Source organism: Staphylococcus sp. GDX8P80P (genome assembly GCF_017893095.1).
GTDB classification, from domain to species: domain Bacteria; phylum Bacillota; class Bacilli; order Staphylococcales; family Staphylococcaceae; genus Staphylococcus; species Staphylococcus borealis.
This window is the reverse complement of record NZ_JAESMI010000172.1, coordinates 1-602: the sequence shown is the minus strand read 5'-3', so window position 1 is coordinate 602 and position 602 is coordinate 1. Positions and strand designations below refer to the sequence as shown.

Below are 602 nucleotides of genomic sequence, written 5' to 3'. Positions count from 1 at the left end.
GAAAAATGTTCATTATGCCAAAAACTAAGCGTATCTTATGATTGAATATGTAAGAGGCTGGGACATAAATAATATGATGATGCTATTTGCAAATTCGCAGTAGCTGACTGAACTGAAAATGCGCTTAACTCAAGCTTTTCTCAGTTCTAGTCATCCTTGCGGGCGGGGCCCCAACACAAAAAATCACGAAAGTGATTTTACAAGCTAAGCAAGTTGGGGTTCGGGGCCCCAGCAGAGAGAATTTCATAAAAAAATTCCACAAGCAAAGCAAGCTGAGAGCGGACGACGAATTTAAAAAGAATTCTGTCCCACTTCCCTATACATTTCAACTTACTAACAATAAAAAAGCAAGGTCAACGTGTCAGAGAATTATTTTCTTGACACTTTTTTGACACTTGCTAGCTTGAAACTCTATTGTATAGGGCTTAACTTATGGAGAGCAAGGGATTCGAACCCTTGAAACGCTTATGGCGCTTACACACTTTCCAGGCGTGCTCCTTCGGCCAGACTCGGACAGCTCTCCTCAATATTAGTTATATAATACATAAAAAAACAGAAGCGATATTTCACTTCTGTTTGTATGACTCCTACGGGACTCGAAC

Annotated in this window: 1 tRNA gene; it reads right to left on the bottom strand. The window is 40.2% G+C overall.

The window, feature by feature from the left end:
- Positions 1-433: 433 nt before the first annotated feature.
- Positions 434-523, bottom strand: a tRNA-Ser gene (locus KA858_RS12025).
- Positions 524-602 lie beyond the last annotated feature (79 nt).